The following is a 21,889-nucleotide window of genomic DNA, read 5'->3' on the forward strand; positions in this document are numbered from 1 at the left end:
CATGATTCCTGCACGGTGATATAGATTAGGGTGGGAGAACGATTCATGGCGATATATGTAGCAACATTTGCAGCTTCAGTGCTGTTTCTATTTATTTCCAGGAAATTGAGGTACAGGCAGTTGAGGCAGCTTTGTGTGATAACAGGCATCCTGATCCCTGCTGTTTTGGCCGGATGCCGGGCGTCGACGATCGGCGTCGATGTTATGGTATATGGTATACCATCCTTTCAGCAGGCGCTCAAGAGCAGTAATATCATTGATTTTTTGGGCCGACAGACATTACAGGGCAGTACGGATTGGGGCTTTAATGTCATTGTATATGCAGTTTCTCTGCTTGCCAAAGACTATCACTGGAGTCTGTTTGCCTATGAACTGATTACAGTTTGGGTGATGTATCTTGGAATGTCCCGCATGGAAAAGCAATATGGTACGCCGGTGTGGTTGGGAATGCTCCTGTATTATCTTACCGTATACAACGCCTCGTTGAATATCATGCGGCAGGCAGTTGCTGCCAGCTTTGTATTTTTGGCATTTACATATCTGACCACCAAGGAATATAAAAAATATGCTGTTTTGATGGTGATTGCTTTTCTGATGCATTCTTCCGCTGTGATTGGCCTTGTGATCTTGCCGTTATACCTGATTCTTCAGGTTCAGAACGGAAGCAGTGAGAAAAAGCAAATTTTCCGGGGGCTATTCGTCATTGCCGGGGTCATGCTCATAGTGGCAGTTGGACCGCAGCTTGTTCGGATGTTAGTCCATATGGGATTATTTCGGGAGAATTATCTCAACTATTTACAGGGAGGAAGATACTCTACTATCTCGCAAGGCAGATCAATTTCTATTGCGGAGTTGGTTATTCAATTGGCATACATTGGAATTTTTATCCTATATTACCGTATTTTAAATCGAAAAAACATGCAGGGATTGTTTTATCTGATGGTTTCCGGAATGGTTCTGGCAATCACTTGCTTTAGCCCGTTGTTCGCAGAATATATTTCACGAATGAGTTATTATTTTATCCCAATGCAAATGGTTGGATTGGCGAATACGTCACTGTGCTATCGGAAAAGCCGCAGAGGTACATGGACTGCTTTGATTGTTCTGTTTGTATTTGCTACATGGCTGAGAACTTATGTTTTTCTGGGGTATCATGCGACAGTTCCGTATGAATTCTTTTGGCAATGAGCCGGGATACCGTGCGAATGCGTGGAGTACGGCAGAAATATTTTACAATGAGCCGGAATGTCAAGGGATTCGTGCAACGAATGATTCTCGGGGTAAAGAACGGATCAGATTTAAGATAAGGGTGAGAGTTGTTTTGGCATATGATGGAATAAAAAAGAAATTTCCTTTTTTGTACGAAGTATATCTCTGTGTGAAGAGCCGAAGGCAATTGTCTCAAAATATGGCGAATACAAAACGAATTCACGCTATGACAAAGAAGGAATTGGAAGCATATGATGCGGCATTGTATCAGGAGTGGACGGGAAAAATCCTGAATTGGGATGATTTACAGACGTTCACGGAAAAAATGCAGTGGGCCAAGCTATATGACGATGATCCACGGAAGGTAGTCTGTGCAGATAAAATTGAAGTACGAACGTGGGTCGCTGACAGAATTGGAGAAGAGTATCTGATTCCGTTGATTGGAACATGGGATAGGTATTCTGATATTGATTTTTCAGCATTACCGGAACAGTTTGCAATGAAAACAAACCACGGAAGTGGTGATGTGGTTGTTGTTCAAAGCAAGAGTCGAATGTCTGTAACAGACAAAATTGATATGCGGCGGAAGATAGAAACCGCCCTGAAAATGGATTTTGGTGCATACCTGTGCGAAATGCATTACAGCAAAATAACACCGCGCATCTTGGCAGAGCAATATCTTGTGTCAGAGGAAGGAGACCTGAGGGATTATAAATTTCAGTGTTTTGATGGAGTGGTAAAGTATTGCTATGTGGATTTTGACAGATTTCATCAGCACAAACGAAATGTATATGATTTGGACTGGAATTTGCAGGATTGGAACACCGGAGAGTATGAAAATTATTCCGGTACGATAGAAAAGCCTGCCAATTTTGAGAAAATGATTGCCATAGCGGAGAAGCTCTCCGCAGGTTTTTCACAGGTACGTGTTGATTTATATAACCTGCATGGCAGGATTTATTTTGGCGAAATGACCTTTACCAGTGCAAGTGGATTTCGTACGTTTTCCTCACGTGAAGCGGATCTGATGCTTGGCAGCATGTGGAACTTACCTATGGACAAAAGCGATTCGTAATCTGGCGCCTGCCTCCCTCTTTTGTGTTTGTTTATGCGGCTGTTGTTGCCGCATTGTACATTTCGCTTATCCCAATGGAAGCGCAGCAAACCGCTCCGGCAATGGCAGGTATGTCGGATCACTGCTCCTGAATGATATCTGCGGGCGCATAGCAGATGGTTGATAAAGTAAGGTAAAGAGATAGGGGAACTGAAAATGAAAAAAACAGCGATCGTTTCATGCTATTTCCAACATAATTACGGGAGTATGTTACAGGCATATGCTACACAGATGGCTCTGGATCAGTTGGGATATGAGAACGAGACAATAGATGTTTCTGGTTTTAATCATGAAATGAAAAAGGCAAAGCTGCTTTACTTTGCGAAAGCCAGTCTGACTTCAGACATCCTGCTTTCTAAAATGGGCATGGCAAAAAGTGTGCTGATCCGAAAGTTTTCCAAAAATGAGTACGCTGTCTTGTCCCAAAAGAGGAATCAGAAATTTGATGCGTTTTCTAAAAAATATTTCAGATTGTCTCCGGTCTATTCCTCTAAGGCTGAATTGGGGGAGAAGTGTAAAGATAACTATTCTACAGTCCTTGTTGGCAGTGACCAGCTGTGGCTTCCGGGTAATATTGCAGCAGATTATTATACATTGAATTTTGTCCCGGATACGGTAAACTCCATCGCTTATGCGACAAGCTTTGGGCAGTCCGTACTGCCAAAAGATTCTTCTGAAAAAGCGCGTGTGTTTTTGAAGAAAATCAAACACATTGGTGTACGCGAAGAATCCGGACAGAAGATGGTAAAAAAACTTTCCGGAAGAGATGTGCCCGTTGTCTGTGACCCAACATTGCTCTTTACCGGCGATGAATGGATGTGCATACAGAAAGAACAGGCAATTGTGAGAGAACCATATATTTTTTGTTATTTTCTGGGGAATAATCCGCCACACAGAGAATTCGCCAAGAGGTTGAGAGWWWAAACTGGCTGTAAGATTGTTGCTCTCACACATTTGGATGAGTTTGTGAAGAGCGATGAAGAGTATGCTGATAAGAATCCGTATGATATAGATCCTGCGGACTTCCTAAATCTCATTCGCAATGCATCCTATGTATGTACAGATTCCTTTCATTGCTCTGTTTTTTCCATGCTCTATAAAAGGACATTTTTTGCATTCAGACGATATTCCAGAAAAACTAAGTCCTCTACGAACGGCAGGCTGGATACATTGTTTCAATTAGCGGGTATCCAGGGGCGCATTCTGAATGGCGAGGAGGATATTCAGGAGTGCCTGGACAGAAAGATCGACTATGAAAAGGTTCATCAGAATTTGCAGAAAATGAGAGAAAAATCATATCATTATTTAGTGGCGGCTTTGGAGGATAAGGAGAGTACCGATTTCGATTAAACAGGAGGGACTTTTATGATACAGATTTCTGATAAAAGGCAATGCTGTGGCTGCGAAGCCTGTATGAATGCATGTCCAAATGGCTGCATTACTATGAGGGCTGACAAAGAAGGCTTCCTGTATCCTGAAATTGAGAAACAGCGATGTATGGACTGCGGGCTCTGCGAAAGGGTTTGTCCGGTTATTCAGGTTTCAGCTGATATTCCTTTTGAACAGAACGCATATGTCGTGCAAATAAAAGATGAGAAGATCCGCAGAGAGAGCACTTCGGGAGGCAGCTTTTCTGCGATTGCAGAATATGTGCTGTCTAGAAATGGCATCGTTTTCGGTGCATCATATGATCGTAATTTCAAAGTCCTGCATACAAAGGCTGAAAGCAGATCGGAAATGTCGAAGTTTCGCAACAGTAAATATGTTCAAAGCGATACGGGAACAACCTTTCGTCAGGTGCAGCAGAGCCTGGAAGAAGGAAGATGGGTTTGTTACAGCGGAACGCCCTGTCAGATAGAAGGGTTGAAAGCATTCTTACGAAAAGAGTATGAGAAGTTAATTACAGTTGATGTGGTCTGTCGTGCAGTCCCATCTCCATTGGTTTGGGGTAAGTATGTTGAAATGCAGAAAGAGAAATTCGGAAGTGACATCTCAAATATTATGTTCCGTGACAAATATTATGGCTATAAGTATTCTACCATGACTGTAAAAGACAGGACTGGTAAGTCAGTATATGCATTTGGCATCGATACAGACCCAATGCTGCGGGCATTTTTTTCCAATATATGCGACAGGCCATCCTGTTATGACTGCAAATTTAAGAAGAGATATAGAGTAAGTGATTTTACAATTTGGGATTGTTATCCGGTATATGACTTTGATAAGGCACTGGATGATGATAAAGGTACGACAAGAGTTCTGGTACATACAGAAAAAGGGAATACGGTTTTCAATGAGATACGTGAAAATCTGAGATATACAGTCGTTTCACCTGACAAATTAACAAAGGGATTCAGGGAAATGTTTGAATCAGTCGAGGAAAATGCCGAGAGAACAGCCTTTTTTGCTGACGCGAGTCGAATGTCAGGTAAGGCGCTGTTCAATAAATATTATCCTGAAACCTTGAAGGTGAAACTGGAAAGAACAGTCAGAATATTTTGCTATCACACTGGAATTTACAGTGTCGTTAAGCGCACTGCAAAGAGAATTTTAAAAAGATGAAAGGAATAGAGCAATGAGCAAGCCATTGGTAAGTATTGTTGTTCCAATATATAAGGTGCCAGAGCAATATCTGAGGAAATGCATAGAGAGTGCGATAGCTCAGACTGTTGAAAATATAGAAATTTTGCTGGTTGATGATGGCTCGCCAGATCAGTGTGGTGAAATTTGCGACAGTTATGTCACTTCGGATGGCAGAGTAAAAGTTATCCACAAAAAGAACGGCGGTTTATCCGCTGCACGCAATGCAGGTTTTCAGGCGGCGTCTGGCGAGTGGATCATGTTTGTGGATGGCGATGATTGGATTGAGCCGGATATGTGCGAAGTCATGTACAGGTTGGGCGAACAAACAAAGGTTCAGTTGGTGATGTGCGGCATCATGAAGGATTATGGACATTCGCAAACCGAATATAAATTTTATTTAGAAGAGAATAAGGTTTACAAAGATCAGGAATGTAAGTGGCTGCAGCAACAGCTGTTGGTTTATAATGGAAATATTGCTGTGGCGTATTCAAAACTAATCAGAAGATCATTGCTTGCTGACAATCATATATTGCATGACGAAGTCCTGAAGCAGGGAGCGGAGGGACTTGAATTTAATCTCCGCCTTTTTGAAAAATTGGAGAGTGCAGTGTTTATCAACAAACCGTTTTACCATTATATTTATAATGCAAATTCGATTTCGGCTTCGCATAATGAAGAGAACCATGAACTTGTGGTCCGGTGTTTTGAGAAGATTAAAACCTTTGCAGAGAGCAGTTCAAATAAACAAATGCTGCTTCCATGGCTGGACAATAGACTTTTATATGTGATTATTACAACTGCAATCAGTGGCTATTTTAATCCGGCCAATACGGAACCATATTCTGAAAAGAAAAGGAAGTACGCGGCTTATCTGAATAAGCCTATTATCGCTGAAGCATTAAAGACAGAAAATCTTGAGGGATTATCGAGGCAGAGAAAGATTGTTTTGTTTATGATTAAGCATCATATGTATTGGATGCTGAATCTCATGGGGATGATACGAAAATGTCAAAAAGAGCATCGCTAAAGTCAAAAAAAGCTTTGATCGTATTGCCATATTTAAAAAACGGAGATGGGACTGCCGTTGCAATTATGAACTATTATCAATCATTGATTGATGATGGCTGGCATGTTGATTTTATGCATTTGAAGAGCAATGCATGTCAGTGGCTGAATGAAGTGAGAGAGAATAATGGCAATGTTTTTGAACTGCCTCAGGCAAATAAATACACCCCTGCGGTACAAAACCGGATTGAAAATGTTATTTCTCAGGGAAATTATGATTTGGTTCATGTAAATATGCCGGGACATATTGGATATTCCACTCTCAGGCTCGCCCGAAAAAAGGGGATTGCAGTCAGAATTTTTCATGCACATAATCCGAAAAATATACTGAATACAAAAACAAAGATGTCTACATGGCTATATGATTATCTCATTCAAAAAGAAGCGACTGACTTGATTGCATGCTCAAAAAGTGCCGGAGAATCCCGCTTCGGGAGCAAAGACTTCCGGGTAATGAGAAATGTAATTGATACAGATCGATTTCAGTATCGCAGTGATGCAAGAAATTGCATTCGATCCGGATTGAACATTACGAATAAAGTGGTTGTTGGTGTTGTTGGGCGCTTTGCCGCTCAGAAAAATCCGGGATTTTTAGTACATTGTTTTGCTGAATATGTAAAAATTGAATCCAGAGCTTTTCTGTTGTGGGTAGGTGATGGCGAATTAAAACAGCGTGTCGAACAGGAATTACATCGGTTGAGCTTAGACGACAGGTACTATTTTGCCGGTAGAAAAGCTGAGGTTGAAGATTGGTATGCCGCAATGGATTTATTTTTCCTTCCCTCTGTTTTTGAAGGAATGGGAATTGTTTTTTTAGAGGCTCAGTGTACAGGTTTGCCATGCTTGGGTTCCAACCATGTGCCTGTGGAAACAGAAGTGACAGAATTGATGCACCGCTTGGATTTAAACCTTCCTGAAAAGGTATGGGCTTTGGAAATGAAGAAAATTACAGATCATGCAGAGGCAGAGGTTAGGCAAAGCAGGGCAAATGATTTTATCGCATCCGGTTATTCGCATGAGGCAACAAAAGATGATTTGAAGAATTATTATAATCATCTGTTTTGATGAAAGCAAAAAATGAACGATTACGCGGCTTGTGGAAACATTCATTGCAGTGTAGAATAGAAGCACAGCAATGGAGATGACACAAATGGAATCCGGCGTTTTTATCTCACCTTCTGAAAGGGTATGAATGATGGAAAAAAGCAGTGTAAAGAAGAATTTTTTTTATCAGATGATTTATGAGGTACTCGTATTCATCTTACCTTTTATTACCTCTCCATATATCGCGCGTGTGATTGGAGCGGAAGGACTGGGGATCTATTCATATGCCAATTCCATCGCGTATTATTTTGTTCTGTTCTCAATGCTGGGTCTGAAAAACTATGGAAACAGAACCATTGCACAGTCCAGAGATGATCGGGAGAGGCTGAATGAAACCTTTTCTAACGTTGCTGCATTACATATTATTGCTTCAACAATCTGCATTCTTACCTATGTCGGGTATATTGTTATCCTGAAGGGAGAACGTCTTTATGCCATTATCATGGGTGCATATGTATTGAGCGGATTGTTTGATATCAGCTGGTTTTATTTTGGAATTGAAAAGTTTAAGCTGACTGTCACAAGAAACACGCTGATCAAAATAGCAAATGTTATTTGTGTGTTTGTGTTTGTCAGGGACGCAGATGATTTGTGGAAATACTGTATGATTATGTCCGTCGGCACGCTGATCAGCCAGATGGTGCTGTGGATTCCATTGAAAAAATATGTGACATTTGTCAAACCCACATGGAGCAAAATGGTAATCCATATCAAACCGCTGTGCATCTTGTTTATTCCTTCGATTGCTGTCAGTCTGTACAAGTATATGGATAAAATTATGATCGGCGTGCTGAGCAATAAGGTTCAGCTAGGATATTATGAGAACGCGGAAAAAGTAATCAATATTCCGATGGGTATTATCACATCCTTTGGCGTCGTAATGCTCCCAAAGATGTCAAATCTGCTGGCAACCAAAAACCGGAAAGAAAGCCAAAAATATATGGCGTTGTCCATGAAATATATCATGTGCCTTGCCTATGCCTTAACCTTTGGACTGGCTGGTGTTGGAACTGTATTTGCACCGGTCTTTTGGGGCGAAGAATTTGCGCTTTCGGGAATTTTGATTATGGGGCTGTCGCTTACGATACCATTTATGTCGTTTGCAAATGTCATTCGGACACAATATCTGATTCCATCTGAGAAAGACCGGGAATTTTTATCGTCTGTAGTGGGAGGCGCCTGCGCCAATCTCATCATCAATACGCTGCTGATTCCTGTATGGGGGTCAGTCGGCGCAACCATTGGCACGATTGTTGCGGAGATCGTGGTGTGCCTGATTCAATGTCTGGCAGTCAGAAAAGAGCTGCCCTTGCAAATATATTTGAGAAACTCTGGTATTTTCCTCCTGTTTGGCATCGCGATGTTTGCTGCGGTTTATGGGGTGGGCAGCGTGATGAGTTCCGGAGTTGTTACTCTGCTGCTTCAGATTATCCTGGGTGTATGCATCTACGCTGGGTGTTGTCTGGTTTATTTTATTGTTGCGAAGGATCAGATGATCGTGGGGATGTTGGATCGTTTGCTGAAAAAAGTGAAAGTAAAATTATAAGCCTGTGTTTAAAAACAGGATGCCTGAAATAAAATATGGTGTATCTGAGTGCATTCAAATATGCTTGTGAGGTATACTGGAACCCTTAGTCGCTGTCGAGCTGTAACTCCGCAGCGACTTTTTTCTATTTTTCTATCAGTGCTCAATGGCCTCCCGTATGGGTTTGGTATCCAACTCCTCGGTTTGATAGTTCAATCACGTTAGCCAATAGATACACTGTGTATCGTCCGAATTATAATGGTATCATAAATTAAGACACTTTTTCGGACAGATTTTAATGAATCTGATATACTTAAACCAGTATGTAAGAAAGGAGCCATTATCATGTCCAGACAAAGAAGAAGTTTTAGTGCCAAATTCAAATCAAACCTTGTAATTGAGCTGCTTAAGGGTGAGAAAGATCTCAATACCCTGGCAGCTGAAAATAGCATCCAACCAAATCTGCTCCGTAACTGGAAAAAGGAGTTCCTGAACAATGCTTCGGTTGTGTTCGACGACAAGCGCGAGGAAAACCTCAAAGAAAAGCTTGCCGAAGAGCGAAAAGAGAAAGCGGAGTATGCCAAAAAGGTTGGTCAGTTAACCATGCAGGTTGACTGGCTCAAAAAAATCTGAAGAAATTTGTGGACCTGACTACGAGAGTAAGTTTAGTCCAAAACCTTTTGACGACTAAGGAAATTCCGGCTTCCGTTGGTGCCAGGTTGCTTGACATCAACCGTACAAGCATTTATTACAAGTGCGCCCCTATTTCAGATGAGGAACTGGCCTGCAAAGAGATCATTGATCATCTCCATACAGATAATCCCACTTGGGGCGCAAGACAAATGTCTGCACAGTTAAAAGCCCGTGGACCAGGTTGGGCGCCGCAAGGCAAGACGCTACATGAATGAGATGGATATTTACCCGATCTATCCAAAGATGAATCTTTCCAAGCGAATGCAGCAGGCGAAAGTATGTCCATATCTTCTTCGTAATGCGGTCATAGACAAGCCAAATCAAGCATGGTCTATTGACATTACATATATCCCGATCAAGCGCGGATTTCTGTATCTGACAGCCGTGATCGACTGGTATAGCCGTTGTATTGTCGGCTGGGAAGTGGATGACACACTTGATACCAGAATGGTTATCAGTGCCCTGAAAAAAGCTTTCAAAGTGGCAAAACCTCAAATCCTGAATTCAGATCAGGGTTGTCAGTTTACAAGTCAGCAATACATTGACTTTGTAAAGGAAAACGGCATCCGTCAGAGTATGGATGGAAAAAGTCGCTGGGCAGACAACATCATGATTGAACGCTGGTTCCGCAGCTTCAAGTATGAGGAAGCCTATCTGACACMGTACAACAACATCAGGGAAGCAAGAGCTGCTATCGGACAGTATATCCACATCDACAACTTTGAGCGGCGCCATTCTGCACTTGATTACCAAACACCGGCTGAATGCTACTATCCGGCAATGTTGATGCCATATGTAGCTTAGCATATATTGAATCTGGGGGAGTGCTCCACTGTTCTCCACATGTTCCTTGTAACTTGTCCACTATATCAGTTCATTATAAAAATCTTAGATTTTTGTCTTGACAACTGAGCCACTATAATCCGCGCAGATCAGCGCATAGAAAAGCATGCCGACTGGGCAGATGAGTTAAAGACACGTTATAGCTTCACGGCAGACAATGCGATGGACATCGTACAGAAGGAAGTTGGCGTTGTCTTCTCCAAGGTGCTCGAACACGCGGGTGTATTCAAGCGCGACGAAGCTGGAAAAACGGCTTTTTTACGGTTTGTACAGTCGGTTTCATGAGTATATTTTAATTGCACACGACCTTACGCCTGTTTCTCACAGGGGTGAGGTCGTTATTTATTTGCCGGATATCTGTTGAAAACAGGAGTTAAATCCTTTATACTGTTTTGCGTAATAAAGTACAAATTTTGGAAAAAATCATATCATAAAAAGGGTGAAAATTTCTCATGATACAAACAGAACGACTGCTTCAGACTTTCTGCACACTGGTTTCCTTTGACAGTCCATCCTGTGGAGAACGTAAAATCTGTGATTATTTAAAAGAAACCTTGAAACAGCTTGGCCTTGCGGTAACAGAGGATGATGCAGCGGAAAAAATCGGCGGAACTGCCGGAAATATATATGCTGTTCTGCCGGCAACACAAGGGATGGAGTCACTGCCGCCCTTGCTCTTTTCCGGACATATGGACACGGTAGAACCATCGCATGGAAAGCAGACGGTTGTTCATCCTGATGGCACGATTACATCAAATGGCGAAACGGTTCTCGGCGCAGATGACTGCGCTGCATTGGCAGCGATTTTAGAGGCGCTATCTGTGATTCAGGCAGACCAGCTGCCGCATCGAATGATTGAAGTATTATTTTCAGCCGCAGAAGAGAGCTATTGCACCGGAATCGGAATGTTTGATTTTAACAGAATTCAGGCAAAGGAAGCTTACATTCTGGATATATCCGGTCCGGTTGGTGGAGCTGCCACTCAGGCTCCGACGATTCTTTCTTTTCGCATCACTGTGCATGGACGCGCTTCTCATGCCGGATTTGTGCCGGAGGCAGGTATTCATGCAATTGCGATTGCAGCGACAGCCGTACATACTCTGAAAAATGGATGGCTGGATGAGCAGACCACGCGCAACATTGGAACCATTTCCGGCGGATCCCAAACTAACATTGTGCCGGAGCTCTGCGTTGTGACCGGGGAAATCCGCAGCTTTTCGCATGCTTCTGCCATGGCGGCATGGGAGGAGACGCAAACGGCATTCCGCGATGCCGTCGCACAGAGCGGTGCTGAGCTGGACATAACGCATACCATTCATGTCCATGCATATCATACGCCGGAAACACATCCTGTGGTCAAACGGTTTGAAGCCGTGTGCAGAAAACAGGGGATTTCCTGTTTTCTGCGTAGCACGATGGGGGGAAGTGACAATAATCCGTTGTCCGAGCACGGAATCACAGGCATTGTCCTTGCCACCGCAATGAATAACTCTCATTCCTGTACGGAATATACATCCATAGAGGAGCTGAGGCGGATTTCTGCTATTACTGTAGATCTGATGTGCGCGGAGGTGTAACCGATGAAAACTCCCTTGCACTATCAGATTTCCGAATATGATTGCGGCCCGACAACTATGATGAATGCCATGAGCTTTCTTTTTTCGCGAGAACAGCTCCTCCCGGAAATTGTACAACATATTATGCTGTACAGTCTGGATGCCTATAATGCCAAAGGTGAAATCGGTAAAAATGGCACCTCTCGTGTGGCTATGATGTTTCTTTCCAGCTGGCTCACTCAATTTGGCAGAGCCTGTCATTTTCCTGTTGTATGTGAGTATCTATCCGGTCAATCGGTCTACCTTGGAGATAAAAGCCTGCTCACACAGGCGCTGCACTGCAACGGTGCTGTGATTGCCCGGCTCAACTATGGCGGTGATCACTATGTCCTGTTGACTGGTCAGGAGGAAAATCAAGTTTCGATGTTTGATCCGTATTACCGCAAGCGTCCCTTTGTTCAGCGAGATATTCAGCTTTTGGAAAACGAGCCGTTCCGTCGGAATCGCATTGTAACAGCGGAACGGCTGAATACCGAAGAAAAGCAGGGAGTTTATGCTCTGGGCCCTATAAAAGCACGCGAAGCGATATTACTGTTTAATGAGGAAACAAGATTGACAGCAGAGAAAACCATCGAATATTTTATCTGAATTTGTTGCGGAAAAGGCCAAAACATCCAAATGACAAAATAAACGCCAAAATTGTTCAGGAACTACGTTTCTGATTGCAATTTTGGCGTTTTATTATGAAAATATATTGCACGATTTGAAAGGCGGTTCATATGAACTGATCCGCAGAGGTGAAGCTGAAAACGGATGTAAATCTGTATAGGCTGCTCAGATGACGTTCAGTGCCATGGCATAACGGATGCGCACGGAGAAACAGCTGTTTCCGGTGATAAAAGCTGAGACCAGCTGTTTTATGGGGGAAGATATCACGGAAAGTAAAATAAAAAGAAAAACTGAGTAAATTTTACTAAAACTATTCAACCTGAACGAAAAACAGATTTTTTGTTTTTTAATGAGTAAACGAAAAGTATGGTATTATCAACGCGTGTTACTTTTTGCGTTGAAATGAAAATGATATAATCATTATAGAAAAAAAGAAGATAAACAGGAGACAGAGAGTATTTTCGATATAAAAAAGAAAAATTCAACTGGAACAATGGATACAAAAAAACAGACGATATGTCGATTGTACTTGAGAAGATATTTACTGTTTTCGTATCTGTTGAATGTTTATTTTCCTCTCTTCACGAATGGATTTTCGGTACTGGGAGGGAGTTACATGAACCTTCTTTTTAAAAGCTCGTGTAAAAACCAACGGATTCTGATATCCGCAGTTCTCGGCGATTTTGCTCACCGGATCATCTGTAATACCGAGCTGTTCGTGTGCGCGGGTCAGTCGGAAGTCGGCGAGATATTCGCTGGGCGAGGTGTGCAGAACCGTTTGAAACAGTGTGGACAGATAACTTCGGCTGATTTCAACCGCATCGGCAATATCTTGTACGGTGATATTATCTGCATAATGTTCCCGGATGAACTCTTCCGCAGCACGCACATAATAATTTTGCTTATCGCTGCGAAATATCGTTCGATCTGTGGAGAGATCATGTGACAGACAGGAAAAAAACTGAAATAGCTGCGCCTGAAGGTACAGTTCCTGCTCCAGACCGTCCAGTTCGCTTTTGAGTATTGCAGTGACGATTTTCAGCAGTTTTGAGCCACAGTTTGCAGAATAGGTGAGGCTCTGGTGAGAAAAGCCCATCGCTTCCAGCAGCGTCCTGGCAGTTGAGCCTTCAAAACCAATCCAAAGATACGTCCATGGATCTTCATGATCTGACCGATAGGAAGACATGACATTTGGTTCTATTAAAAAGCCCTGATTTTTACCCAGTGAATAGGTTCGGCCATCAACCTGATATTGTCCTTTGCCATCCAGAATATAATGCAGGACATAACAGGGGTGTGCTGCGGGACCGATACTGTTATCTGGATAACATACAGAATGGCCACAGAAGCTCATATGAAGCTCATGAAAGTGGGATTTCTTACCCTCCAGTGTCAATGTATAACCTTTTTCCATATGCCTTCCTCCAATACAGACAGAACAGGTTGTCTTACTGTGTTTATTATAACACAGATCATACATAGAGAAAGAAATAAAGATGAGGTGAACGTATGATTTTGTTAGATCAGGCAGAGTTTGCTCTGCGAACCGGAAAAATGGATGAAAGAATATGTGAGGTATATGGCTGTGCCAGCGGGAGCGAACAGCTGAGTGAGTACCGCGGCAGACTGCTTCATGTGGCAGACGGATTCAGTTCTACGTTCGGACGCAATGATGAAGTAGAATTGTTCAGTGCGCCGGGCCGCACTGAGCTGGGCGGCAACCACACTGACCATCAGCATGGCAATGTGCTGGCGGCGAGCGTGAATCTGGACATTGTGTCGTGTGCGGCACCGAATGACAGCATGCTTGTCCGCATTCAGTCGGAGGGCTATCCGCCGGATGAGATTGATTTGACTGACCTGACCCCGCATCCGGAGGAAGTCAACAAAACTGCGGCACTGATTCGCGGCGTGGCAGCGGCAGCACATAAGCAGGGCTATGAAATCAAGGGCTTTGATGCTTACATGACGAGCAATGTGCTGAGCGGATCGGGACTGTCTTCTTCTGCCGCATACGAGACCATGATCGGTGTCATCATGAATCAGTTTTTCTGTGAAGGTGCGTTGACAGCGATTGATATCGCAAAAATCGGGCAGTATGCGGAGAATATTTACTTCGGCAAGCCGTGTGGCCTGATGGATCAGATGGCATCCTCTGTGGGCGGTATAGTGGCCATTGATTTTGAAAGTGAATCCGAGCCGAAGGTGTGCCGTGTGTCGTATGATATGAGCACGAGCGAGCATTCGCTCTGCATTATTGACACCGGCGGGGATCATGCGGAGCTGACCAGCGATTATGCGGCAATTCCGCGCGAGATGGGCGAGATTGCAGGCGCATTTGGCAAGACTGTGCTGCGCGAAGTGGAAGAAGCAGAGTTTTTGCGCGCCATTCCATCGCTGCGCAGACAGTATGGCGACCGTGCCGTACTGCGTGCGATGCATTTCTTTGCGGAAAACCGCCGCGCAGTGGCGGAAAAGGAAGCGCTGCAAAAGGGAAACTTTGAACGGTTCCGCCAACTGGTGCGCCGTTCCGGACGTTCTTCTGCGATGTACCTGCAAAATGTATATGCCGGCGTAAATCCGGAGAAGCAGGATATGTCGATTGCACTGGCGCTGGCAGAAAACATTCTTGAGGCGCGCGGCGCAGTCCGTGTCCACGGCGGCGGCTTTGCAGGCACCATTCAGGCGTTTGTTCCGAATGATATGCTGGGATATTTTAAGACGACAATGGAATCGGTTCTGGGTAAGAATGCCTGCCATGTATTGACGATTCGTCCGGCAGGCGGTGTGGTTCTGATGGCATAAAAAGGAGGAAGTTTACTATGGCAATTCTGGTACTGGGTGGCGCGGGCTATATTGGTTCGCATACCGTATATGAGTTGATCGACGCAGGAAAAGACGTCGTCATTGCAGACAATCTGGAAACCGGACACATCGAGGCAGTACACCCGAAAGCAACATTTTATCAGGGCGACATTCGGAATCGCGCGTTTGTTGACTCGGTTTTTGACAACGAACAGATTGACGGCGTGATTCACTTCGCAGCGAATTCACTGGTTGGTGAATCCATGACCAATCCCCTCAAGTATTATGACAATAATCTGTACGGGACAAAGGTTCTGCTGGAATCCATGGTTACACATGGAATTGATAAGATTGTCTTTTCGTCCACGGCGGCAACCTACGGCGAGCCGGAACGGGTACCGATTTTGGAAACCGACCGCACAGAGCCGACCAACTGCTATGGTGAAACCAAGCTGAGCATGGAAAAGATGTTCAAGTGGGTTGGAAAGGCTCATGGATTGCGTTTTGTCTCCCTGCGCTATTTCAATGCGTGCGGCGCACATGTTTCCGGCACCATCGGCGAGGCACACAATCCGGAATCGCATTTAATTCCGCTGATTTTACAGGTACCGAATGGACAGCGTGACGTTATCTCCATTTTTGGCGACGATTACGACACCAAGGACGGCACCTGCATCCGCGATTACATCCATGTCACCGATCTGGCACAGGCACATATTCTCGCCATGGATTATCTGATAAACGGCGGCGAGAGCAATATCTTTAATCTGGGCAATGGCGTCGGCTTTACCGTCAGGGAAGTGATCGACACTGCGCGCAAGGTCACCGGTCATCCGATTCCGGCAAAGACCACTCCGCGCCGTGCAGGTGATCCGGCACAGCTGATTGCCTCCAGTGAAAAAGCACGCACTGTCCTGGGCTGGAACCCGCAGCATGCCGATCTGGAAGAAATCATCGCAACCGCGTGGAACTGGCACAAAAATCATCCGCATGGCTTTGCAAAGTGAGGTGGAAACGATGTTATATGACAGCATTCAAAAGGTTGTCGCCTATGGTATCCAGACCGGACTGATGGAACCGGCCGACAAGACATGGGCCATCAACCGCCTGCTGGAAGTTCTCCGTGTGGACGACTATGAAGAACCGGAGGATACCGACGGCACTGACGATCACATTGACCTGGCGGCAGTGTTGAACGACTTGTGTGACTGTGCGCTGAAAACCGGCGCGTTGACCGAAGACAGTGTGGTATATCGTGATCTGTTTGACACCAAACTGATGGGCGCTATTACGCCCGCGCCGAGCCAGGTACGTAAGAAATTCTTTGATCTGTACGAAAAAAGTCCGCAGGCTGCGACTGACTGGTATTACAAGTTCAGCCAGGATACCAATTATATTCGCCGCGACCGCATTGCAAAGGATGTCAAATGGATTGCACCGACCGAATACGGCGATCTGGATATTACCATCAATTTGTCCAAGCCGGAAAAAGACCCGAAGGCGATTGCGGCAGCAAAAAATATGCCGCAGTCTGCGTATCCGAAGTGCCTGCTGTGCAAAGAAAACGAGGGCTATGCAGGCCGTGTCAATCATCCGGCGCGCCAGAATCATCGCATTATCCCAGTGACGATCAATGACAGCGCATGGTTCATGCAGTATTCGCCGTATGTGTATTATAACGAACACTGCATTGTGTTCAATTCGCAGCATACACCGATGAAAATTGAACCGGCGACGTTCCGAAAGCTGTTGGATTTTGTGAAGCAGTTCCCGCATTACTTTGTCGGCTCGAATGCTGACCTGCCGATTGTCGGCGGTTCGATTCTCGCGCACGACCATTTTCAGGGCGGACACTACACATTTGCGATGGAAAAGGCACCGGTGGAGACGCCGCTCCTGTTTGACGGCTTTGACACCGTCGAAGCGGGTATTGTCAAATGGCCGATGTCAGTCATCCGCCTGAGAAGTGCTGATGACAATGCTCTGGTCGAACTGGCTTCCAAAATCCTCGCGGTATGGCGTGGATATACCGATGAGTCGGCATTTATCTTCGCGGAGACCAACGGTGAGCCGCACAATACGATTACGCCGATTGCACGTATGCGCGATGGCAAATATGAACTGGACCTTGTGCTGCGCAACAACATCACAACAGAAGAGCATCCACTCGGTGTATATCATCCGCACGCAGAATTGCACCACATTAAGAAAGAGAACATCGGCCTGATTGAGGTTATGGGTCTGGCAGTTCTCCCGGCACGGCTCAAAGAAGAGCTTCAGGTTCTGGCAGATGCGCTGGTTTCCGGCGCGGATATCCGCGCAGATCAGCGCATAGAAAAGCATGCCGACTGGGCAGATGAGTTAAAGACACGTTATAGCTTCACGGCAGACAATGCGATGGACATCGTACAGAAGGAAGTTGGCGTTGTCTTCTCCAAGGTGCTCGAACACGCGGGTGTATTCAAGCGCGACGAAGCTGGAAAAAYGGCTTTTTTACGGTTTGTACAGTCGGTCTGACAGCCAAAAGAGAGGGATAGCAGATGAATATTACATGTGAACACTTTGGAACCACTGGAGAAGGGATGCCGGTGGAGCGGTTCTGGCTGACGGAGGGGGCATATGCTGTTGCAGTGCTGACACTGGGCGGTATCATCCAGTCAGTAAAGGTTCCAAACCGCGAGGGGATAGCAACGGACATTGCTCTGGGCTTTGATTCGGTTCAGGACTATGAAGCGCAGACTTGTTATATTGGGGCATTGCTGGGACGGTGTGCGAACAGAATTGCCAGAGGAGAGCTTTCCGTTGGAGGGAATCAATTTTCCCTTGCATGGAATGACAACGGTGTGTGCCATTTGCATGGCGGTGTATCCGGCTTTGACAGAAAACTATGGCACGCGGATATTTCAGATGCGGGACTGGTGCTGCGATGCACCAGTCCGGACGGAGAAGAAGGATATCCGGGAGAATTGCAGGTTTCCGTCACCTATCAGCTGGCGGACGGTGCGTTGTCGCTGACCTATCGGGCGGAAAGCACGAAGGATACCCTGTGCAATTTGTCTAACCACGCATATTTCAATCTGTCCGGGCACAATGCGGGAAGCATCGGGCAACAGCAGATTCAGGTCTTTGCAGACACCTATGCAGTCAAGAATTTGCACAGCGTGCCAACCGGTGAAATCCAGCACGTGCAGGATACACCGCTGGATTTGAGGGCGCCGCATCGATTTGCAGAGCACTGGGACGATCCATTTGGACAGATTCAATCCGCAAGAGGCTATGACCATCATTATTTCATTGATGGGACAGGTATGCGTCCGTTTGCCCGGGTATATGCCGAAGATACCGGGATTATGATGGAGGTAGAATCTGATCTGCCGGGCATGCAGTTGTATTCGGGGAATTATCTGGAACAGCTTCCGGTGGGAAAAAATGGGGCGGTTTATGACATGCGAAGTGGCTTTGCCATCGAAACACAATATGCACCGAATGCTGTGCATTGTCCGAATTTTGCCGCACCGGTTCTCCGTTCCGGGGAGCAGTATGCGCACACAACAGTATATCGTTTTTCAAACAGATAAAACAGAACAGGATTATTTTGTGCATGGTGCACTGAATAAAAGAAGAAAAGAGTAGGAGGAAGCAAACATGATTGTACCAAGGTATTATGAAAATCTGGATATTTTGCATGATCGCACGATGCCGAACCGGTCGTATTATATCCCGGCGTCCCGGCGGATGGATGATCTTGTGGAGCATCGGACGCATTCCGACCGCATGCAGCTGCTGAATGGAGACTGGGAATTCCGGTACTATGACAGCATTTATGACTTGCAGGATGCGTTCTATGAAACCGAATATGTGCCGGAGGGATATGACAAAATTCCCGTTCCAAGTGTCTGGCAGATGCATGGCTATGATGCGCACCAGTATACGAATATCCGGTATCCGTTCCCACTGGATCCGCCATATGTTCCGCAGGAAAATCCGTGCGGTGCGTATGTACATCACTTTACCTATCAGAAAAACGCAGAAGCGCCGCGGGCATATCTGAACTTTGAAGGTGTGGATTCCTGTTTTTATGTCTGGCTGAACGGAACCTATGTCGGATACAGCCAGGTAGCCCATTCGACCAGTGAGTTCGATGTGACCGAGTATCTGAACGAAGGCGACAACAAGCTCGCCGTGCTGGTGCTGAAATGGTGTGACGGCAGCTATCTGGAGGATCAGGACAAGTTCCGTATGAGTGGTATTTTCCGCGATGTTTATCTGCTGCGCCGCCCGGAACAGTGTATCTTTGATTATTATGTCCATACGGCGATGCAGGCGGAGCATGCGGAAGTGCGGGTGGAGTTCTCGTATCTGGGACAATTTGTTCCGACTAAAGTTATAATTTATAACAAAAATGGGGTGCTTGTCGGAGAAGGCTCTGCGGAAGCATCTCACTCCGATGGCGGATATACGCATGCAGCGTGCATCAAGATTTCGGAGCCTGTACTGTGGAATCCGGAAGCCCCATATCTGTATACCATGGTTCTTGAGACAGCGAACGAAGTGATTACCGACCGTGTGGGCATTCGTGAAATCTGTGTACAGGGAACCGTTATCTATGTCAATGGAAAACAGATAAAATTCCGCGGCGTGAACCGACATGATTCCGACCCGGTAACTGGCTTTACCATTGGAATTGACCAGATGAAGCGCGACCTGTTTCTGATGAAACAGCATAATTTCAATGCGATTCGCACGAGCCATTACCCGAATGCACCGCAATTCTATCAGCTGTGTGACCAATATGGATTTTTTGTCATCGATGAAGCGGATCTTGAGAGCCACGGTGCGTCGCAGCTCTACTGCGAAAACAATGCCGACTGGGACAAGCATGTAGCGTGCTGGAATGAGCCGTTTGCAGACAATCCGGACTGGATGGAACCCACGCTGGATCGCATTCAACGCTGCGTGATGCGTGATAAAAACCGTCCGTGTGTTGTCATCTGGTCGATGGGCAATGAGAGTGCATATGGGTGCACGTTTGAAAATGCACTGGCATGGACAAAGGCGTTCGATCCGAGCCGTCTGACCCACTATGAGGGGTCCTATTATTACAACCGTGACAAGAAATATGACTTCTCCAACATCGATATGTACAGCATGATGTATCGTACCATTGAGACAGCGATGGAGGACATGCAGGATGTACCGGACAAGCCGTATCTGTTGGTCGAATACAGCCATGCGATGGGCAATGGCCCCGGTGATCTGGAAGACTATTTCGGAATGATCCAGTCAGTCGATCAGGTTTGCGGCGGCTTCGTATGGGAATGGTGCGACCATGCCATTTACAAGGGGCAGGCGGAAAATGGAAAGGCAATGTATTGGTACGGCGGCGACCATGGGGAATATCCGCACGACGGTAACTTCTGCCTGGACGGACTGGTTTTCCCGGATCGCACACCCGGTACCGGTGTCATTGAATATAAAAATGTATACCGCCCGGCAAGAATCACAGCCTATGACCAGAAAACCGGAACCGCTGTGCTCCGCAGCTATATGGACTTTGTGAATCTCAGAGACTATTGTACTGCTGGTTATGAGGTTACCTGCGACGGCTTGACAGTTTCTTCGGGTGCAATTGACCTTCCGTCGGTTGACCCGAGACAGCAGACGGAGGTCAGCATCCCGGTCACAGTTCCGGCAGGGGGCAGATGCTTCCTGAAGGTGAGCTATTATCTGAAGGAGGAAACCGAGATTTTGCCTGCCGGTTACGTACTGGGCTTTGATGAGCTTCCCTTGGAAAATGAGGATAGCAGGAATCAAACCAATGTCCGGCTGTGGTATGCGGAGGAGAAACACACAGATGCAGCACCGGTTGTCGAAGAAACTGACCGCTATCTGACGATTACAGCGGAATCATATACTTATGTATACAACAAGCTGAAGGGTGTTTTTGAATCCATGGAACTGGGCGGAGCTGCCGTCATTACGAAGCCGATGGAAATAAATATCTGGCGTGCACCGACGGATAATGACAAAAAAATTAAGCTGGAGTGGATGGATGCGCAGTATGATCGCAGCACCAGCCGCAGCTATCAGACAGAGTATCAAATTGTCGGAAATAAAGTCAAAATCCACAGTGTTATGTCTGTACAGGCAGTTTCTGTACAGCGGTTTATGGATATCGACGCGACATGGACGATTTCTGAGCAGGGGGCCATTACCGTTTGCATGGATGTCGTGCGCGATATGCAGTTCCCGGAGCTGCCGCGCTTTGGCCTTCGCCTGTTCCTCCCGAAGGAGATGCAGCAGGTTCGCTATTGCGGCATCGGCCCGGAGGAAAGCTATTGCGACAAACGCATTGCCGGAAGCTATGGTGTATATTCCGCTGCGGTTTCTGACCTGCATGAGGACTACATCCGCCCGCAGGAGAACGGAAGCCATTGTGACTGCGATTATGTCGCGCTGACCGGCGACAGTATGACCTTTACCGCAGTTGGAGCCAAGCCGATTGCATTCAATGCTTCGGTTTATACGCAGGAGGAATTGACTGCTAAGAATCACAATTATGAGCTGGTTCCGTGCGGCAGCACAGTTCTTTGTCTGGATTATGCTCAGGCAGGCATTGGCTCGCAGAGCTGTGGCCCAAAGCTGATGGAACAGTATCAGCTGGATGAAGAAACCTTCCGATTTGAACTGAAGATGATTCCGACGATTGCATCTGTTTGAAAG

18 protein-coding genes are annotated in these 21,889 nt (G+C 45.7%); 17 read left to right on the forward strand and 1 reads right to left on the reverse strand.

Annotated elements, in window-relative coordinates; all coding sequences use genetic code 11:
- The first annotated feature begins 45 nt into the window (after nucleotides 1-45).
- From CBW42_RS08265 to CBW42_RS08310, 12 genes are all read left to right on the forward strand, one after another.
- Nucleotides 46-1,188, forward strand: a complete 1,143-nt coding sequence (locus CBW42_RS08265; RefSeq protein ID WP_087019850.1) for an EpsG family protein — start codon at nucleotides 46-48, stop codon at nucleotides 1,186-1,188.
- Nucleotides 1,169-2,284: an ATP-grasp fold amidoligase family protein gene (locus CBW42_RS08270; protein ID WP_242969828.1), complete on the forward strand. Its 1,116-nt coding sequence runs from the start codon at nucleotides 1,169-1,171 to the stop codon at nucleotides 2,282-2,284. Before CBW42_RS08265 ends, CBW42_RS08270 begins: the two co-directional genes overlap by 20 nt.
- Before the next feature lie 195 nt (nucleotides 2,285-2,479).
- Entirely contained in the window at nucleotides 2,480-3,673 is a 1,194-nt protein-coding gene (locus CBW42_RS08275; RefSeq protein WP_087019853.1) for a polysaccharide pyruvyl transferase family protein, read from the forward strand.
- Nucleotides 3,674-3,688: 15 nt separating this feature from the next.
- Entirely contained in the window at nucleotides 3,689-4,885 is a 1,197-nt protein-coding gene (locus CBW42_RS08280; RefSeq protein ID WP_087019856.1) for a Coenzyme F420 hydrogenase/dehydrogenase, beta subunit C-terminal domain, read from the forward strand.
- Nucleotides 4,886-4,898: 13 nt separating this feature from the next.
- Complete coding sequence (locus CBW42_RS08285; RefSeq protein ID WP_087019859.1) at nucleotides 4,899-5,933, forward strand: glycosyltransferase family 2 protein; 1,035 nt, start codon at nucleotides 4,899-4,901, stop codon at nucleotides 5,931-5,933.
- Nucleotides 5,912-7,036 carry a glycosyltransferase gene (locus CBW42_RS08290; protein ID WP_087019862.1) on the forward strand — a complete coding sequence of 375 codons (1,125 nt, stop codon included), beginning with the start codon at nucleotides 5,912-5,914 and terminating at the stop codon, nucleotides 7,034-7,036. Before CBW42_RS08285 ends, CBW42_RS08290 begins: the two co-directional genes overlap by 22 nt.
- Before the next feature lie 127 nt (nucleotides 7,037-7,163).
- A complete protein-coding gene (locus tag CBW42_RS08295) occupies nucleotides 7,164-8,621 on the forward strand; it encodes a flippase (RefSeq protein ID WP_242969829.1) in 1,458 nt (485 codons plus the stop codon).
- A 324-nt stretch (nucleotides 8,622-8,945) separates the two neighbouring features.
- Nucleotides 8,946-9,233, forward strand: coding sequence for a transposase (locus CBW42_RS14980; protein WP_242969830.1), 288 nt, complete (start codon nucleotides 8,946-8,948; stop codon nucleotides 9,231-9,233).
- A gap of 276 nt (nucleotides 9,234-9,509) precedes the next feature.
- The gene (locus CBW42_RS14985) at nucleotides 9,510-10,097 is read left to right on the forward strand and encodes an IS3 family transposase (protein WP_456236393.1); all 588 of its coding nucleotides are present in this window, start codon (nucleotides 9,510-9,512) and stop codon (nucleotides 10,095-10,097) included.
- Between the two features lie 201 nt (nucleotides 10,098-10,298).
- The gene (locus CBW42_RS15165) at nucleotides 10,299-10,421 is read left to right on the forward strand and encodes a hypothetical protein (RefSeq protein ID WP_278308592.1); all 123 of its coding nucleotides are present in this window, start codon (nucleotides 10,299-10,301) and stop codon (nucleotides 10,419-10,421) included.
- A gap of 167 nt (nucleotides 10,422-10,588) precedes the next feature.
- A complete protein-coding gene (locus CBW42_RS08305; protein WP_087019865.1) occupies nucleotides 10,589-11,713 on the forward strand; it encodes a M20/M25/M40 family metallo-hydrolase in 1,125 nt (374 codons plus the stop codon).
- 3 nt (nucleotides 11,714-11,716) lie between these two features.
- A complete protein-coding gene (locus CBW42_RS08310) occupies nucleotides 11,717-12,340 on the forward strand; it encodes a peptidase C39 (RefSeq protein WP_087019868.1) in 624 nt (207 codons plus the stop codon).
- A 562-nt stretch (nucleotides 12,341-12,902) separates the two neighbouring features.
- On the opposite strand, the gene CBW42_RS08315 is transcribed toward CBW42_RS08310, so the two are convergent.
- A complete protein-coding gene (locus CBW42_RS08315) occupies nucleotides 12,903-13,775 on the reverse strand; it encodes an AraC family transcriptional regulator (RefSeq protein WP_165761109.1) in 873 nt (290 codons plus the stop codon).
- A gap of 95 nt (nucleotides 13,776-13,870) precedes the next feature.
- On the opposite strand from CBW42_RS08315, the gene CBW42_RS08320 reads away from it, so the two are divergent.
- From CBW42_RS08320 to CBW42_RS08340, 5 genes are all read left to right on the forward strand, one after another.
- The gene (locus CBW42_RS08320) at nucleotides 13,871-15,166 is read left to right on the forward strand and encodes a galactokinase (protein ID WP_087019875.1); all 1,296 of its coding nucleotides are present in this window, start codon (nucleotides 13,871-13,873) and stop codon (nucleotides 15,164-15,166) included.
- A 17-nt stretch (nucleotides 15,167-15,183) separates the two neighbouring features.
- Entirely contained in the window at nucleotides 15,184-16,173 is a 990-nt protein-coding gene (galE, locus tag CBW42_RS08325; RefSeq protein WP_087019878.1) for a UDP-glucose 4-epimerase GalE, read from the forward strand.
- A gap of 10 nt (nucleotides 16,174-16,183) precedes the next feature.
- The gene (gene galT, locus CBW42_RS08330; RefSeq protein ID WP_087019880.1) at nucleotides 16,184-17,683 is read left to right on the forward strand and encodes a UDP-glucose--hexose-1-phosphate uridylyltransferase; all 1,500 of its coding nucleotides are present in this window, start codon (nucleotides 16,184-16,186) and stop codon (nucleotides 17,681-17,683) included.
- Nucleotides 17,684-17,706: 23 nt separating this feature from the next.
- Nucleotides 17,707-18,744: an aldose epimerase family protein gene (locus CBW42_RS08335; RefSeq protein WP_087019882.1), complete on the forward strand. Its 1,038-nt coding sequence runs from the start codon at nucleotides 17,707-17,709 to the stop codon at nucleotides 18,742-18,744.
- Between the two features lie 67 nt (nucleotides 18,745-18,811).
- Nucleotides 18,812-21,886: a glycoside hydrolase family 2 TIM barrel-domain containing protein gene (locus CBW42_RS08340; RefSeq protein WP_087019884.1), complete on the forward strand. Its 3,075-nt coding sequence runs from the start codon at nucleotides 18,812-18,814 to the stop codon at nucleotides 21,884-21,886.
- The last annotated feature ends 3 nt before the right edge of the window (nucleotides 21,887-21,889 follow it).

It is taken from the genome of Butyricicoccus porcorum (assembly GCF_002157465.1).
Lineage (GTDB): Bacteria > Bacillota > Clostridia > Oscillospirales > Butyricicoccaceae > Butyricicoccus_A > Butyricicoccus_A porcorum.